Raw genomic sequence first — 17,370 nt, 5'->3', positions numbered from 1 at the left:
GACATGATGAAGCAATTTACATACATACTTTTACTGGGTATCATTTTGAGTTCCTGTACGAAAAATTTTCAGGAGACGAATACGAACCCGAATGGTACGCCTGAAGCTTTGCCATCGCAATTGATGGCCCCGGCACTGGTGAATACCCTTACATACAACATGCTGCGTAACCGCAACTTTAACAATGAGCTGATGCAGGTGACGGTGAACATGAGTGATGCAGAAGGTCAGGTGTTCCGTTACGACTTTCGTTCAACCTGGTCAGATTATCTGTACAATGGTCTCTATTCTGAGTTGACCAACTTCAAGGATATGTATACCATATCCAGTGATGAGCTGAACTACAATAAATCTTATATGGGGATCTCGCTCATTTGTCAGTCATGGATCTATTCCATACTTACAGATACTTATGGGGATATTCCTTATTTCCAGTCTAACCTTGCAAAAGACAGCCTGATCTATGAGCCTCGCTTTGATGCGCAGAAGGATATTTATCTCGATATCTTCAAAAAACTGGATACAGCCAATACGTTGCTGAGTGCGGGTACGGCTATTACAGGTTCTAGTGATCCGGTGTACAATGGGGATGTAGCAAAGTGGAGGAAGTTTGGTAACTCACTTTACCTGCGTTTGTTATTGCGTGTGTCAGCAAAGTCGGATTCAGCAATTCTGAAAATTAAGGATATCGTGGAGACGAATAAAAGTAGCTATCCTATTATGACCAGCAATGATGAATCTGCGATATTGCGATGGACGGGTGTGGGGCCTTATTCATCACCTTATCTGGCAGTGAGGGAGCAGGATTTCCGTTCACCGGGTATCGCGAGTTTCTTTATTGATAATCTTTCTCAGTGGAATGATCCACGTATTGATATACCTACTTATGGTACGGGAGGTTTTAACAGGTGGGGGATCGCGCCTTATTCCGGTTCTTATCAGGGTGTGCCAAGTGGTTATTCACCGGGTGAGAATCCTGTGAAGAAATGTTATTTCTATTCCAATACATCGGCTGTTTCTCTCATGACAGAACCGATGACGGGGATGATGATGAACTATGCAGAGTTGGAATTTATACTGGCAGAAGCGGCGGCGAAAGGATGGATCAGTGGTTCGGCAGAGACGTATTATAATACAGGTGCGCTCAACAGCATTACACAGTGGATTCCTACCTGGCCTATATCCATCACCACCTGGCTGGCAGCGGCAGATATCGAGTGGCTGAATGATGAAACGCTGGATCAGAAGATGGAGAAAATACATAAGCAAAAGTATTATGCGTTGTTCCTGACGGATATGCAGCAGTGGTTTGAGTATCGTCGTACAGGGCATCCTGAATTACCAAAGGGTGCAGGGTTGCGGAATAATGGTGTGATGCCAGCCAGAATGACTTACCCGGTGTATGTGCAGTCTACCAATCCGACGAACTACAAGCTGGCGATAGCCAGTCAGGGACCAGATGAAATCAGTACACAGGTATGGTGGCAGAAACCGTAACAATAAAATCATTTTACAATGAAGAAATTCTTAGTATACTTACCACTCATATTATTCATTTGGGGTTGTGAAAAAAGTGAGACCTATCCCGGTGGAACCATCAGCCCTTATATTTCGATATACGATATCAGGAATCTGTATAAGTCAAAACCCGTTACACTCAGCAAAGAAAACATGCTTGGCTCTACGAGTATAGCAGCGATGGTCGTATCAGATCATAGCGGAGGCAATTTGCCAGCCGGACTGCTGATTGTGCAGGATGCGCGTCGTTTGTCAAAGCTGAGAGGGATCGCGATTCAATTGGGGGATGTAGCGAATAGTTATGTGCCGGGAGATTCTGTGTTGATCGATGTGCAGGGGGCAGTATTGGAAAAAACAGATGGCATGTTGGAACTGACCGGGGTATCACTGACGAAAATGAGGAAGATCTCTTCCGGGAATACGATTCCGGTAAACCGTGTTACGACTGCGGCAATATTGGCGAATCCGGGTGATTTTGAAAGTACATTGGCGGTAGTTGTAAAAGGTGGGTTCGATCCATTGCCTGCAAAAGGAGATGTATTGAAAGGCGATAAAGTATTGAATGATGGTTTTGGAAATTTGTTGTTACGTACAGCAGATACCAGTGCGTTTGCGAATATCACTGCGCCGGTGAGCGCCAACTTCTATGGTATTGTGTTTATAGGTGCGGATAATACGCCTGTGTTCCGTATGCGCACTGCTGCTGATGTCACTGTATTGAGTTCAGAAATTTCTATAGCACCCGTGTTGATCACTGGTTTTATGTCGGATGCAAGTGGTGCGGATGGTAATTATGAATATGTGCAGATGATGGCGACGAGGGATATTGACTTTGCAGCTACGCCATTTGCGCTCGTGGTGACGAACAATGCCAATGCCAGCACGCCTACAGGTTATCCATCCAAGGGGTGGGCGACAGGTGAAAAGCGTTCTTACAAGTTTAATCTTTATGCTGGTAAGGCAGCGAAAGGAACGTTCTTTTATGTAGGAGGTATCGGGAAAAAAATAAATGGGTCCAAATCTACAGATATCAGTAGTGCTAACTGGGTACGTACATTTGACTATACGACTACGGGTGGAGATGGATTTGGTACAGCGACGACAGGTTTGATGGCGAATAGTGGGAATGCATTTGGGATGGCGGTATTCCAGGATACAGTGGTAACGGTAGATTCAAAACCGGTAGATGTGATGTGGGTGTCGACGGGTGGTAGTTTGTATACAGCTGGGCCACCGGCGAAAGGTTATCGCATTGCGAATACCGATTTTTATGATATAATCAATCCGATCACGCTGGAAGAACAGCCATTTTATCGTCAGGGGTCTAATACATTGGCGCTGTCGTATAATACGGCGGATTTGGGGATATTTAATATGCTGGGTGGAGTGTATAATGTATCGTTGGGTAAGTGGGTACAGGCAAGGGCGCAGAATAATAAACAACTTAGTACAACATCGGTGATAACGGATATAGAAGGTGATGGCGCAACGACGCTTAAATAAGGCTCAGCGATAACTGATATAGAAAGTAATGGTATAAAAACATCGGTGATAACGGATATAGAAGGTGATGGCGCAACGACGCTTAAATAAGGCTCAGCGATAACTGATATAGAAAGTAATGGTATAAAAACATCAGCGATAACCGATATAGAAGGTGATGGCGCAACAACACTTAAATAAGATGTATGCTTAACAGAAGAAACTTTTTAAAGAATGTAGGTGTGACCGGTTCATTGTTAGCTTTGCCGGCGGCGATAGTGAATGCAAGGCCTTTGCTGCGGGAGAACAATATTGATCTTTCTACTGTGTCGCTCAGGGGCAAGGTTCTTTGTGAGGGGAAAGGCGTGGCAGGTGTTCCGGTGACAGATGGGATTAATATTACGCTGACAGATAAAAATGGTGGGTATGAGCTGCAATCCAATGGTACGGCGGAGTTTGTGTACATGAGTATACCACGTGGGTATGCGTTTCCGGAGGAACGGGGCATCGCATCTTTTTATCAGGCTATTCCAAAGAACAAGCCTTCCTTTACGGCTGATTTCAAATTGGAGAAGTTGAAGGTGGATGATACAAAACACACCTTTATGGTTTGGGCGGATCCGCAGATGAAGTCGCAGAAAGATGTAGATCAGTTGTTGAAAGAGTCTGTGCCTGATTTGCAGGGGGTGATTAAATCTTATCCTAAGGATACGTTGATACATGGTATTGGTTGTGGTGATCTGGTATGGGATGAGTTTGAGTTGTATCATGGTTATCGCAGGGCGGTGGAGTTGTGTGGAATTCCTTTCTTTAATGTGATTGGGAATCATGATATGGATAATGAGGCGAGGACGGATGATGGTTCGGCTAATACATTTAAGTCTCATTTCGGGCCTACTTATTATTCATATAACAGGGGAGAGATCCATTACATTGTGTTGGATGATGTGTTCTTTTTGGGGGAAGCTAAAAATTACATTGGTTATCTGACAGAGAACCAATTACAATGGCTGGATCAGGATCTGGCGCAGGTGAAGGCTGGGAGTATGATCGTATTGAGTTTGCATATACCGACTTATACCGGACAGGCAAGGAGAGAGGGGAAGAAGGATGAACCGGGAGGTGGTACGGTGGCGAACAGGAAGAAGTTGTACAAGATGTTTGCGCCTTATAAGGTGCACATAATGAGTGGGCATACGCATTTCAATGATAATTGGGAAGAAGGGAATATCATGGAGCATAATCATGGAACGGTGTGTGGGGCCTGGTGGACGGGGCCAATTTGTAGTGATGGAACGCCGGCAGGGTATGGGATCTATGATGTGGATGGGACAGATATAAAGTGGGTGTATAAAGGGACGGGGTTACCAAAGGAGAAGCAGTTAAGGATTTATGAGAAGGGGCGGGTGCAGGCTTCGCCTGATGAGGTAGCGGTGAATGTATGGAATTGGGATAAGAAGTGGAAGGTGGAGTGGTTTGAGGATGGGGTGAGTAATGGGGAGATGGAGAGGCGGGTGGCATATGATCCATGGGCGGTGGAGTTGTATTTGGGGCCGGAGTTGCCGAAGAAACATAAGTTTGTAGAGCCTTCATTGACGGATCATCTGTTTTTTGCGAAGCCGTCCGTGGGGGTGAAGAAAATAATGGTGAGGGCGACGGATAGGTTTGGGAATGTGTATGAGGAGAGCATTTAGTTAGGTTGTAGGCGGGTGTCGGGCTCGTTATTTTATTGGCTTTCGGCGGGCTTATCGCCCGCCGAAAGCCGCTAGGTCAGGAATTTTGCCGAAGGCAAAATTCCTGACCGCCTGCTTTTTATCCCATATTACATGGAACGCTTTACTTCCTGAACAGGTAAGCCCGGAACGGGTTATTTAGCATGCGTAACTTCCGGAACCGGCAATCCTGCTACAGGCAGCAAATCCTCTTTATGAATGAATAACGAAATAGAGTGTCCCTGCACCTGCACCTTATTCCCAGCCACATACGTATTTTGATCTTCCGTCTTCCATACACTGGTATCCAGGATCCGCTGCCACTTCTTCGCATACTTTTCTGTAGGCAACGCAAACTCAATTGCATCATGATGCGCATTGAAAATAACATAAAAAGAATCATCCACCATCTTTTCACCCACTTCATTCACACACCTCAACCCTTTTCCATTCAAGTAAATAGCAATTGATTTCGCATAATATTCTTTCCAATGATCCTCCTGCATCTCCGCACCATCCGGCAGGAACCATCCAATATCTTCCACTCCCTTAATCGGAATTCCCTGAAACCATCCCGGCCTCGCAAAAACAGAATGACTCTTTCGTAACTTAATGATATTCCTCGTAAACTCCCGTAATTGCGGATCCTGTTTCTCCCAATCCAACCATGAAATTTCATTATCCTGACAATAAGCATTGTTATTCCCATGTTGCGTATTCCCTGATTCATCACCCGCTACAAGCATAGGCACACCCTGTGAAAGGAATAAGGTTGTAATAAAATTGCGCTTGATCTGTGCACGGATATTATTGATGCCTTCATCATTGGTGTCACCTTCAGCCCCCCAGTTAAAAGAGTAATTAACATTCGCCCCATCCCTGTTGTCTTCACCATTACTTTCATTATGCTTGCCATTATAAGAGACAAGGTCATGCAGGGTAAAACCATCATGGGCGGTAATGAAGTTGATACTAGCCGTTGGTCTGCGATAATCCGCCTCATACAAATCCGGACTTCCTGTAAACCGAAGGGCAAACTCAGCCAGCATACTATCATCACCTTTCCAGTATCCCCTGATACAATCCCTATATAGACCATTCCATTCCGCCCATCCAGGAGGGAATTTTCCTACCTGATAGCCACCTTCTCCCACATCCCAGGGTTCAGCAATCAACTTCACCTGACTGATCACCGGATCCTGGTAAATGATTTCAAAGAAAGCACTCAAGCTGTTCACCTCATGTAGTTCCCGTGCTAATGCTGCCGCCAGGTCGAAACGGAATCCGTCAATATGCATCTGTTCTACCCAATAACGAAGACTATCCATGATCAGGCGCAGTACATTGGGCAACTGTGCATTCAGTGTATTGCCTGTGCCGGTAAAATCCATGTAGTATCGTTTATCTTCAGTAAGCCGGTAATAACTACAATTATCCACTCCTCTGAAGCTCAGTGTCGGTCCCATATGGTTACCTTCGGCAGTATGATTGTAAACGACATCCAGGAATACTTCAATACCAGCTTTATGAAGGGCTTTGACCATTTCCTTGAACTCGGTTACCTGCTGGCCTTCGATACCGGAAGAAGAATACCGCGCATCAGGGGCAAAATACCCAATGGTATTATAGCCCCAGTAGTTAGTCAATCCTTTCTCAACCAGGTGTCTGTCGGCCACAAAGTGATGTACCGGCATTAATTCAACCGCCGTTACCCCTAGCTTTTTGAGGTAGTCGATTGTAACCGGATGGCCGATGGCCGCATATGTTCCGCGGATCTCTTCAGGAATGTCCGGATGCATTTTTGTAAAGCCCTTTACATGCATCTCATAGATGATGGTGGCATTGTAGGGGATTTTTGGAAATTTATCGTCTTCCCAATCAAAGGCATCATCGACCACTACCGATTTCGGAATATACGGAGCGCTGTCAGCGTCGCTGAAACTCAGGTCTTCTTCCGGACTGCCTATTTGGTAGCCAAAGAGGCAGTCGTGCCAGTTGATAGTGCCTGATATGGCTTTGGCGTATGGATCTAAGAGTAATTTATTTTCATTGAAACGGCTACCTTCCTGTGGAGTGTATGGGCCATTTACACGGTAACCGTACAGTTGACCGGGTTTCAGGCCGGATACATGCACGTGCCATACCTGATGAAACCGCTCAGTCATTTTGATTCTTTGCGATTCTTTTGGGTCTGAGGGGCTGTTGAACAGGCAAAGGTCTACACTGGTTGCATAGTCGGCGTAGATGGCGAAATTCACGCCTTTATCATCAGGGGTTGCGCCTAATGGATATGGACTACCAGGGGTAATGTGGACTGGTAGATGGAGGGTTTGTGGACTGTTCTTCATTAATTTCCAGAGCAATTAGTTATAGGGCATAGGGTGGTAAAATTCATGCCATTACAATCGTTATTCATATAAAAACTGGCAATTATTGCAGAAAAATGATCTTCGTCTGGTCGTGCCCAGGTATTCTTTATTAAATGCTATATGGCAGCGGGGGCAGGTTTTGCGGGTGTGGGCGAGCCAGTGTTGTTTTAGTACAGAAGTTTTTTTCCATTCCAGGAAATCGAAGCTGTACTGACGGGCTTCCTGTACCAGTTCTTTCTTCTTTTTAAGGGGTAATTTCCCCACTTTGCTGAGTGGGTGGATGTGGGTACGGAATAGGACTTCGTTTTTAATGATATTGCCGGAGCCGGCAAAGATGTCCTGGTTGAGGAGGGCATCGCATGCTAACATGTCAGGGATTTTTTTGAGTTGTTTCAATACCTTTTCAGCGTTCCATTGGTCGCTGAGCAAATCGATTTCCCAGTCGTAGACTTCATTAAGTGGTTGGTCGATGATGATGACGGAGCAGGTGTAGAAGTTCAATTCGTCATTTGTAAAGGTGAGGCGGAGGGTGGGGTTTGCGGGTTTGCGGTTGTTGATAAGATAGGTGCCGAAGAGGAGGAGGTGGATGCGGATGGTGAAGGTGTTGAAGCAGATGAGGAGATGTTTTCCCCAGGATTTGATGGCGGTGATTTTTTTGTTTTTAAGTTTTGATAGGTCAATTTTCGCGTAGCCGGAGGCGGCGAGGATTTTTTTTCCTTTGAAGTGGGAGATGGCTTCTTTCAGGATGACGATAGAGGGGCCTTCGGGCATGGATTAAAAAGGTTTAAGGGTTGGGAATTTCTATAAGAAAGACATTTTCTATAAGATCTGTCAGATGAATTTTTGTAGTTTTTTTAATACCTGTTGCATATTGATTCCTTTTCCTAATACTCCTTTCAGTAAATCCCCTGTTTCAGCAATTCTATCAGGCATATTGAAGATATCAAAGTGTTTAATTGTTAATCCTTTTTTGACCTCTTCCCATTTTAGTGGGGCAGATACGGTGGCGCCTGGTTTGGGTCTTAAAGAGTAGGCAACTGCCATGGTTTGGATTTGCCTGTTTTGAAGGAAATCTAAGTAGATTTTTCCCTTTCGCTTATTAGGAGAGCGTTCAATACTTGTAATGTCAGGTAGTCTTTTATTGATGACCTGGACGATGAGTTCTGCAAGCATACGGGATTGATCAAATGTATACTTTGCGCCAAGAGGAATGAGGATGTGCATGCCGGTAGAGCCGGAGGTTTTGATGTAGGAATCAGCGCCTATATCATCGAGTAATTTTTTTATTTCGAGTGCGGTTTGAATGACTTCATTGAAGTCATTGGTGTCTGGATCGAGGTCGATGAGACAGTAGTCTGGATTGTCTGGTTTTTGAATGCGGCTATGCCATGGGTTGAGTTCAATGCAACCAAGGTTGGCCATATAAAGTAGACTGGCTTTGTCTTTGCAGACAAGGAAGTTTTTTGTTTCGCCATCTGATTCGCTGACGTAGGGAAAGGTTTGGATCCAGTCGGCGACTTTGTCTTCTACATTTTTTTGATAGAAGTGGAAGCCTTTGATACCGTCGGGGAATCTGTTGAGGGATTGCGGGCGGTCGATGAGGTAGGGGAGAATGGTATCGGAGATGGTTGCGTAGTAGTTGAGCATGTCTCGTTTGGTGATGTTTTCATCTGGCCAGTAGAGTTTGTCAAGGTTGGTGAATTTTAGGAGTTTCCCGTCTATTTTGATTTCGACTTCGTTTTGATCCTCCGGAAGGAGGAGGGTAGTGGGCTTTTTTTTTGAAGTTGGTTTGGGCGTTGATTTTTTAGGAGAGGTGGAAGGCTTAGAGGTGGCCTTGGGGACAGGTGGTGTTGCTTTTGAGGCAGCAGCTTTCTTAGCGGAGGTCTTTCCTGCGGTAGCTTTTTTAGTAGTAGCTTTTGGGGGTGTTGCTTTTTTCGCTGTCAAATTTTCTACTACTTTTTCGGGTTTAGCTGTCTTTTTCACTGTCTTTGTTTTTTTATCAGAAACTGGTGCCGCCACTACTTTTTCCTTCTTCTCCTTCTTCGCACTTTTATCTTCTCTCAAACCAAGAAAAATCGGTTGTCTTAAAATGCCTTCTCTTGTCTCCTCGGCAAATTTCACTTCACATACCAACTCAGGCTTTATCCAGGTAGCCGGCATATTGGTTTTTGGTTTTATTTTAAAGGGAAATTCGTTTGTTATCAAAGGTTGGAATTTTTCATACAATTCTTTCAGTGACTTCGTATCAAATCCTCCTCCTGTATGACCTATATAATTCAATACGCCATTCTTATACTTTCCTAATATCAACGCACCAAAATGTTTCCGGCTATTCCGGCCGACGGTATAGCCACAGATGATCGCTTCCGTCTGCAAATTGTTTTTAATTTTTAGCCAACTATCCGTGCGGCGGCCTAAAGAATAGGTACTATCCGCATCTTTAGCCATTACGCCTTCCAGTCCTTTTTTCAAAGCGGCTTTAAAGAATGCGGTGCCCTGACTATTTCCTCCTGTGATGTGTTCACTGTACCGTATCAGTTTATTATTCTGTGGTAATACCTGTTGTAATATTTCCTTTCTTTCCAGTAAAGGTAGTTGGGTGATATCCTTGCCATCATACCATAGCAGGTCAAAGACATAATAAGCAAGTTGTACGGATTTGCCCGTCTTCAGGTAATTTTGTAGCGCCTGGAAATCAGGGTTACCGTTTTTATTCAATGCAACTATTTCGCCATCGATAATAGCTTTTGTATTCCATTCTTTTAGGGCATCAGCAATCACGTCAAACTTTTCGTTGAAGGAAAGTTGGTTCCTGGAGAGGATGGTTACATTGCCTTTGTTTATATAGCTGATGGCCCTGTAGCCATCCCATTTGATTTCATAGAGCCAGTCTTTTTTATCAAATGGTTTTTCAGTGAGGGTGGCCAGCATGGGTTTTATTTCTTTGGGCATGGGGGCTTTTTTGCCCTTTGAAAGGAGGGTAGAGAAGTCGTATGCAGGATGAGTAGCGATTTCGTTAAGGGGAGGATGAGTGGCAAGATCTTTCGCCGTAGGCTGAGGGACGGATTTTTTAACGCGAGGATGTGTGGTAACCATCTCCGGGTCTTTCTCCACCTGCTTAAGTGTCCTGCCGGATAAAACCGATTTCTCTTTCTTTGTCACATCCGCTGTTGCGGCATATTCATCCTTTATCTTCATTAATAACCATGAATTCTCCCCTCTGCCGTGTGTTTTCACCAAGGCAAATTCCCCTTTCAGCTTTTCTCCCTGCAAAATAAAATGAAGCTTTCCGTTTTCGATGGCATGTAACAACTCCTTTTCCCACCCCTTTTTATTGAGTCCGCTTATCTGCGGAACATAGGTCCCCTCATCCCAGACAATCACCGTACCTGCGCCGTAGTTGCCGGCTGGGATCACACCTTCAAAATCTTTATAATCATAAGGATGATCCTCTACCATCATGGCGAGTCTTTTCACTTTCGGATCCATTGAAGGCCCTTTTGGCACCGCCCAGCTTTTAAGTACACCCTTCATTTCCAGTCTGAAATCATAATGCAAATGCGAAGCATCGTGCTTCTGAATTACAAAATGCAATTCCTTATTATCACTCTTGCCACCTGTAGGTTCAGGTGTCTTTGTAAAAGTTCTTTTTTGCTTGTACTTAGCTAAGCTCATAGCGATCAAATTTTAACTGGGGCATCATCGTGCTTCATTAACTGGAAATCATGATGCCTCCAACCGGGCATCATGGTGTCTCCTTAACAGAACATCATCGTTTCTCTTCAACTGGTGATTGCAATTCCTCCGTTCGGATGCAATATTTCCCCGGAAATAAAGGCCGCATCTTCGGAAGCCAGAAAAATATAACAAGGTGCAATGTCTGCAGGGTGAGCGGCATGTCCGAAAAGGGCATCTTTCCCATAGTCAGGGTCGGCTATGTCATAGACAGATGAATCCCATATTGCGCCTGGCGCCACTCCATTCACCCTGATCCCTTTTTTAATTAATTGGGAAGACAAGACCCTGGTAAAGTCGATAATGGCTTCCTGGGTTGAAGTATTGATAATACTGCTCCCTATTGCCAGGTGTGGGATGGCATGATTGACGAGATAATATTGCGGAACAAGATTTTCCTGTGCTGCATTGTTTACAAGGATATCGATCTTTCCAAACCTGCTAATCGTTTTATCGACAGCTAGTTTGCAACCATCTTCACTTGTTACATTACAGGAAAGTAAAAGTGCTTGTTTGCCATATTCCCTGATCATGTCTGCTGTCTCTCTGGCCTGGCTGCCATCATCATTGAAAAGGATAGCAACTTCCGCGCCTTCTTTGGCAAACTGTACGGCAATGGCACGGCCAAGGCCAGTATCTCCGCCCTCTATCAGCGCGACTTTGCCGAGAAGACGGTGGCATCCATCTTTTGCAGTGTCGTATAAGATGGAAGGAAAGATGGTTGTTTCCGGTTCGCCTTCTGTTTCGTAATCTCCACAAGGCATTTCACGAATATATTTATATCGGTAATTTTGGGTGATTGTTTCCATAACTCAGTTGTTTTAGGTTTTTTCAATAAAGTAATTTAGTTTTCAAATAAGCGGCTGTGACTGGTAAGTATTTTCGTCTTTGTCTTACTAACTTCCAGAATTATGCCATTGTGGGGGAAGGCTTTATTTATAACCTTTTAAAAACGTTAAATTCGCTGATAATATGCCAATAGATTATATTTTAGAAATGATAGAGGAGCTGGGAAGAGCCATGAGGGCAATTATTGCTCGGAGAAAGGATCAGCCTGCAAAGGCGTTGGAGGAGATTAAAGCTGCGTTTAGTGGGACGAAGTTTGGGAGCAAGGCGTTTTTTGATGGTTTAAGTGCAGAGGAGTTAGCGGTTTTTCTGAGGGAGAAGGAGGTGGATTATAGAGCAGTGGATTATATGGTGGATATACTTTTGGAGGAGGCGGAGATTAATAGGGATCAGGTGTTGGAGCAGTTGGCAATGGAGGCTCCTAATGCTGAAGAGGGGGATGCAAATCATGAAATCCGATTAGTGGTGGATAGCCCACAGCAACTGCTATTACTTGCAAAAATACAGGTGCTGATTGATTACACTTCAGCAGTGGAAGCATCGTTAAAAATATACTCTTTGAAAAGAGGGCCGCAAAAAGAAAGGTTGAAAGGCTTATCCTCATAAGGGATGAATGAGTAGTATTATCAACGTCCTGAATATTGGCGACAACTGATCGATCACTTCTTTTAATATTCCTGCCAGCTCTTTCTGCGTCATTGCCTTTGTCGCATTTCCATTATCCATTATCTCATTTTCCTCCTCCATAAGGTCAGCGGATACAAATTCCAGGTGCCGTCTTTCCAGGTACTTCAGACAAGTCTTATATGCTATCCCGCCTATCCATGTATTTAACTTGGACTGATACCTGAACTCTTTCAATGACAGATATACCTTCAATACACCTCCTGCACCAGACCCTTCCGAACATGCGCCTCTGTGATCATTTTATACATGATCTGGGCTACAAGTCCTTCTGATTGTTTAATGATCACTCCAAAGGCCTGCTTATTACCATTCAAAACCTGTTGTATCAGTTCCTGATCTGTCAATTGTTGTCCTTGTTTGTATATATTAGTCCCGTTTTAGTGAAAAAGGTTGCACTTTCCGACTACTTTTTTCAAACTTTTTTCCGGGTACGCTTTCTGACTCTCTAAACGGATACCTCCGCCGCATCTATCAAATCGTGAGAAAATACTAATATTCTGTGAAAGTGTACCAGTAAGTCCTGTCACATTCCCCAACTTTGTAAATATTGCTATGGCATTATCATTGCCGTGTTAATGCTAAAAAATCAAGTATTATGAGCAAGATTATAGGCATTATCGCAGGGAGTCTGCGCAAAGAATCTTTTTCAAAGAAGATTGCCAGTGGATTACTTCCCATGGCTCCGGCGGGGTTTGAGTTTAAAATCATCGCCATTGATGAGCTGCCCATTTATAATCAGGATTTTGATGATCATCAAACTGTGCCGGGTTCCTATGTTGCTTTCAGAAATGCGATACAATCTGTGGATGGGGTCATTTTTGTGACACCTGAGCATAACAGGTCTATACCTGCGGCTTTGAAAAATGCGCTGGATGTAGGGTCAAGACCTTATGGGAAAAGTGTGTGGAATGGCAAGCCCGGTGCTGTGTTTAGTAATTCTCCTGGTAATATTGGTGGGTTTGGGGCAAATCATCATTTAAGGCAAAGTCTTGTATTTCTTAATATTCCTGTGATGCAACAGCCAGAGGTGTATATTCAGAAATCTAATGAGCTGTTTGATGATAAGGGGAATCTGAAAGAAGGGGATACTAAAGAGTTTATTGCAAAGGTGGTGAAAGCGTATATAGATTGGTTTAATAAAAACGCTTAGAAAAATTCTTTCCATCAGGTACCTAATACAACATTCATGAAAGAGGGAATTCTCCAACGGGGAATGAAAACCATTTTTATAAAAAGGGGATGTCTCGAAACTTCGAGACGCCCCCTTTTTATAAAAACTATTTCTTCAACTTATCTGCCGCAGGTACCCACCTCACTTTCAAATCCGGATCCTTCATATCCATATCAACCGGAAACATCGGATGCACTATATGCTTATATCCTAACCGTTCCAAATTCTGATCCACACCACCCGGTGTCAGCGCCAGCAGCCAATCTGCACGCATATTATACAATTCAGGTTCCAGATAGCCAATCTTCACCACCACAATATCTGCTTTACGGGGATTCAATCCTAACCGTGTAAAATCTTTCTCTTTGTGATAAGGTTTCCGCTTCTGTGTCACGATCACGTGCACACTCCCTACCTTTACCACGACTTCTACCACAGCATCTTTATCACCATATTCAATTGATTCAATCGTACCGGACAGCTTCACAGGACCTGCAAAACGCGCATCCACCTTTGCTCCTGCTTCAGCTTCTATATGCTTTCCTACACCCAGTTCTATGGCTTTCTTTACCAAATCGGGGCCAGGGATACTTGCATAAATCAATGTAGGCCCATTCTCTGATTTAAACTCAGGTCGTGCCAGTATCTGCGTCAATGTCCAGGTTACATCGCCTGCACCACCCGCAGTTGGATTATCACCAGAATCACTGATATAGAAAGGATGTTTATCACTTTTCACGGCAGCATCCAGCGCTTCCTGCAAGGTGGCAGTCGGTGCTACAAATTCAAATTGTTTGCGCACATCCCAAAAGCTTTTTGCCAGTTTTTCGGCGGCAATGGTTACATTTTCCTTGTCATCACCTGTTACCATTACGACTGCATGATTGCGTGGTTCATCTGCCCATGCATACCCGATCCAGATTGCAGCATCAATTACACCGGGTTGTCTGGAAGCCGGATCTACCTGCGCATACAAACTCTTACCGGGTTCTATTCGGGTAGATGTTTTTTCGCCCGGCAATAAGATTGGCACTGGAATCCAGGCTTTGTAGGCGGGTTTCCCTTTACCACTTTTCAGGCGTTCTACGAGATTACGTATTGCTCTTTCCTTTGTATCCAGTGCATCTTCGTGAGGCGCCATGCGATAACAGGTAATGAGATCTGTATTTTCCGCCAGTCGCCAGCTTACATTTCCATGCAGGTCCATAGAGGTACTGATCAGCGTTTTCGTACCCACTACTTTGCGGATGCGTACTATAAAATCACCTTCCGGATCTTCCATGCCCACTACACTCATCGCTCCATGAATATCGAAATACAATCCATCGTAAGGGAGGTGTTTCTTCAATGAATCCAGTGTTTTTCTAACCAGCGACTCATATGCCACTTTGGTCACCGCGCCACCCGGCAATGCATGGCCCGTAATTGTCGGGAACCACATAGCAGCCTTTCGCAGGGGCGAATCTGCCGACATAAATGGATACGTCTTAAATACCTCATTGCCATACTGCGCCTTGAAAGCCGCTTCGTCTGACGTGGCAGGAGAGAAAGTGCTGGACTCGATAGCGAGGCCTGCGATAGCTATACGGGGCAGCTTATTCTGCGCAATGGCGCCACCCATAAGGCAATAACTTGCCATTAGAAAAAACACACGTTTCATAAAATTCACTTTTTAGCATAGATTCATTGAAAAATAATCAAAAAGCGATAGGTTTTTTAAAAAAATGTGTGAATGGTAGGTGATTTCAGATAGCTAACTCATATAAGTCTGCATATCTTTTTATTAATAATTTTATAAATCGCTTTAGGTATACTTCATTCAGGAAAGTATTGGACCAGTCCTCATATCGCTGGCACTGAATGCCCAGGTAGAAGAAATACATACTTATACCGAAGGCCGGGATCAATGCCTTTTCCTCTTCTGAGATGGGGGTAATGGAAGAATAACCGTCCAGGAAAGCAGCTACCTTTTCTTTACACACCTCCATATTTTCTCTTTCTGTACTATGTACCTGCAGGATGTAATAGGCCAGATCATAACAGAGCATGCCATTGCCACAAAAGTCAAAGTCGAAAATGGTAAACCCATCGTTAGTAATATTCATGTTGTCAAACCACAGGTCCATGTGCACGGCACCATTTCTCACGCTGGAGTGATCGATGGTGGCGTATAGCTTTAATAAGTAGTCCTGCGCCTGCTGCATCCATTGCATTTCTTCTGTCTCCAATGGGAGATAACCTTTCAGTCTTTCAAATGAATCGACTACCATGACAGAGGGGGTATAGTCTACTCTATCCAGTTTGAAATTTTCGGTTACCTGGTGAAGACGTGCTATTGCAACACCCATTTTGTAATGTAGGGCTGTCGGGTACTGTAAAAGCTTTTCTCCATGGGCATAGGAAAACAGCACGCCATACCGCAACCCTTCCGGCGCATGCAGTAGCTGTACATAGTCGTTGTCAAAATCTGCAATAGGATAGGAGACTGGCATAGCATGTGTGCGCAATAGATTTAACAAACGGATCTCTTCTGCAATATCCTTTTTCGTACGCCAGTTGATGCAATATATCCTAAAGATGTACTTATTGTCACCATCGGTCACGAGATAACTGTGATTTACGCCAGCTTTCAGCAATCTGCAGGTCGTATCACGACTCAAATTATACTTCACCTGAAATAAAGGGACCAGGTATTGGGCCGACAAAATAGAACTAACTACCGGAAAATGTGTCATGGTATGAATGGGTTTAAACGGGGCCAGCAAAAGTATATAAAAATCACGTATTTTAGCGGCCTACACAAAACAATAACATGACTTCCAAAATACCGGTAACCATCATTACGGGGTTCTTAGGCTCCGGAAAAACTACATTGATCCGCAACCTGATTCAGAACGCCAATGGTCGTCGACTTGCAGTAATTGTCAATGAATTTGGTGAAATGGGCATCGACGGAGACCTTATCAAATCCTGCTGCTCCAATGAAGAAGACGTACTTGAACTGAACAACGGTTGCCTGTGTTGTACCGTGCAGGAAGAGTTCCTGCCAGTGATGCTGCAATTGATGGATAGAAAAGATACGATCGATCATATCATCATCGAAACTTCAGGTCTTGCACTGCCCAAACCGCTGCTGCATGCATTTAACTGGCCTGACCTGAAATCACAGATCACTGTAGATGCAGTTGTCACTGTGGTAGACCTGGTAGGTCAGGCGACCGGCGAAATCTGTGACCGTGAACGCTTACAGGCACAGCGTGAGGCCGATGACTCCCTGGATCATGAAACACCGATCGAAGAACTTTTCGAAGACCAGCTCTCCTGTGCTGACCTCGTTGTATTAACTAAGAAAGATCTGCTGGAAGGATTACAGTTTGATGAAGTAACAGGTATTATAAGCAGCAAACTTCGTCCGAATGTGAAGATGGTGACTGCTAACAATGGCGACCTGTCTGCCGACGTACTGTTAGGCGTGCAGGCTGCTGCAGAAAACGACCTGGAAAGCCGTCACTCTCACCACGAGGAAGATCATGCCAATGGCCTGGATCACCATCACGATGATGATATCGACTCGATCGTGGTAACTGTAACGGCACCGCATACCCCGGAATCACTGGTAGCTGCGCTGAAAGAAATGGTGGCAGAGCATGAGATCTACCGAATCAAAGGGTTTATCGATATTCCCAATAAGCCTATGCGCATGGTATTGCAGGGCGTATCTCACCGTTTTGATCATTATTTTGATCGTAAATGGAAGGAGGGCGAAGTCCGCAAAACCAGTCTGGTATTCATCGGCGATGAACTGATGGAAAAAGACCTGTCCGCACTGTTACACGAAAAGTTAAACTAA

Annotated in this window: 14 protein-coding genes; 6 read left to right on the top strand and 8 right to left on the bottom strand. The window is 44.3% G+C overall.

The window, feature by feature from the left end:
* Positions 1-3 precede the first annotated feature (3 nt).
* The 3 genes from QQL36_RS25920 (at position 4) to QQL36_RS25910 (ending at position 4,694) form a co-directional block, all read left to right on the top strand.
* A complete protein-coding gene (locus QQL36_RS25920) occupies positions 4-1,497 on the top strand; it encodes a SusD/RagB family nutrient-binding outer membrane lipoprotein (protein WP_321567250.1) in 1,494 nt (497 codons plus the stop codon).
* 18 nt (positions 1,498-1,515) lie between these two features.
* Positions 1,516-3,021 carry a DUF5689 domain-containing protein gene (locus tag QQL36_RS25915; RefSeq protein WP_321567249.1) on the top strand — a complete coding sequence of 502 codons (1,506 nt, stop codon included), beginning with the start codon at positions 1,516-1,518 and terminating at the stop codon, positions 3,019-3,021.
* A 185-nt stretch (positions 3,022-3,206) separates the two neighbouring features.
* Complete coding sequence (locus tag QQL36_RS25910) at positions 3,207-4,694, top strand: calcineurin-like phosphoesterase family protein (protein WP_321567248.1); 1,488 nt, start codon at positions 3,207-3,209, stop codon at positions 4,692-4,694.
* Between the two features lie 173 nt (positions 4,695-4,867).
* On the opposite strand, the gene glgX is transcribed toward QQL36_RS25910, so the two are convergent.
* From glgX to QQL36_RS25890, 4 genes are all read right to left on the bottom strand, one after another.
* On the bottom strand, positions 4,868-7,060 hold the full coding sequence (gene glgX / locus QQL36_RS25905; RefSeq protein WP_321567247.1) for a glycogen debranching protein GlgX: 2,193 nt from the start codon (positions 7,058-7,060) through the stop codon (positions 4,868-4,870).
* Positions 7,061-7,120: 60 nt separating this feature from the next.
* Positions 7,121-7,852 (bottom strand): DNA-formamidopyrimidine glycosylase family protein, encoded by a 732-nt coding sequence (locus QQL36_RS25900; protein ID WP_321567246.1) that lies wholly within the window; start codon positions 7,850-7,852, stop codon positions 7,121-7,123.
* A 60-nt stretch (positions 7,853-7,912) separates the two neighbouring features.
* Positions 7,913-10,756 (bottom strand): non-homologous end-joining DNA ligase, encoded by a 2,844-nt coding sequence (ligD, locus tag QQL36_RS25895; protein WP_321567245.1) that lies wholly within the window; start codon positions 10,754-10,756, stop codon positions 7,913-7,915.
* Positions 10,757-10,863: 107 nt separating this feature from the next.
* Positions 10,864-11,625 (bottom strand): SDR family oxidoreductase, encoded by a 762-nt coding sequence (locus tag QQL36_RS25890; RefSeq protein ID WP_083726357.1) that lies wholly within the window; start codon positions 11,623-11,625, stop codon positions 10,864-10,866.
* A gap of 163 nt (positions 11,626-11,788) precedes the next feature.
* Here QQL36_RS25890 and QQL36_RS25885 point away from each other — a divergent pair, with 163 nt between their 5' ends.
* Positions 11,789-12,268 (top strand): hypothetical protein, encoded by a 480-nt coding sequence (locus QQL36_RS25885; protein ID WP_083726359.1) that lies wholly within the window; start codon positions 11,789-11,791, stop codon positions 12,266-12,268.
* Here QQL36_RS25885 and QQL36_RS25880 read toward each other — a convergent pair.
* The gene (locus QQL36_RS25880) at positions 12,263-12,523 is read right to left on the bottom strand and encodes an RNA polymerase sigma factor (RefSeq protein WP_083726361.1); all 261 of its coding nucleotides are present in this window, start codon (positions 12,521-12,523) and stop codon (positions 12,263-12,265) included. The genes QQL36_RS25885 and QQL36_RS25880 overlap by 6 nt on opposite strands.
* A 14-nt stretch (positions 12,524-12,537) precedes the next feature.
* A complete protein-coding gene (locus QQL36_RS25875; protein ID WP_179091234.1) occupies positions 12,538-12,693 on the bottom strand; it encodes a hypothetical protein in 156 nt (51 codons plus the stop codon).
* Between the two features lie 251 nt (positions 12,694-12,944).
* On the opposite strand from QQL36_RS25875, the gene QQL36_RS25870 reads away from it, so the two are divergent.
* On the top strand, positions 12,945-13,499 hold the full coding sequence (locus tag QQL36_RS25870) for an NAD(P)H-dependent oxidoreductase (protein ID WP_321567244.1): 555 nt from the start codon (positions 12,945-12,947) through the stop codon (positions 13,497-13,499).
* Between the two features lie 127 nt (positions 13,500-13,626).
* On the opposite strand, the gene QQL36_RS25865 is transcribed toward QQL36_RS25870, so the two are convergent.
* A complete protein-coding gene (locus tag QQL36_RS25865) occupies positions 13,627-15,180 on the bottom strand; it encodes a M81 family metallopeptidase (protein WP_321567243.1) in 1,554 nt (517 codons plus the stop codon).
* A gap of 85 nt (positions 15,181-15,265) precedes the next feature.
* Positions 15,266-16,255, bottom strand: coding sequence for a phosphotransferase (locus tag QQL36_RS25860; protein ID WP_083726367.1), 990 nt, complete (start codon positions 16,253-16,255; stop codon positions 15,266-15,268).
* A 77-nt stretch (positions 16,256-16,332) separates the two neighbouring features.
* On the opposite strand from QQL36_RS25860, the gene cobW reads away from it, so the two are divergent.
* A complete protein-coding gene (gene cobW / locus QQL36_RS25855) occupies positions 16,333-17,370 on the top strand; it encodes a cobalamin biosynthesis protein CobW (protein WP_321567242.1) in 1,038 nt (345 codons plus the stop codon).

It is taken from the genome of Chitinophaga sp. LS1 (assembly GCF_034274695.1).
In the GTDB taxonomy this organism is placed as follows: Bacteria; Bacteroidota; Bacteroidia; order Chitinophagales; family Chitinophagaceae; genus Chitinophaga.
The sequence above is the reverse complement of the archived record's forward strand: the minus strand, read 5'-3'. Positions and strand labels throughout refer to the sequence as shown.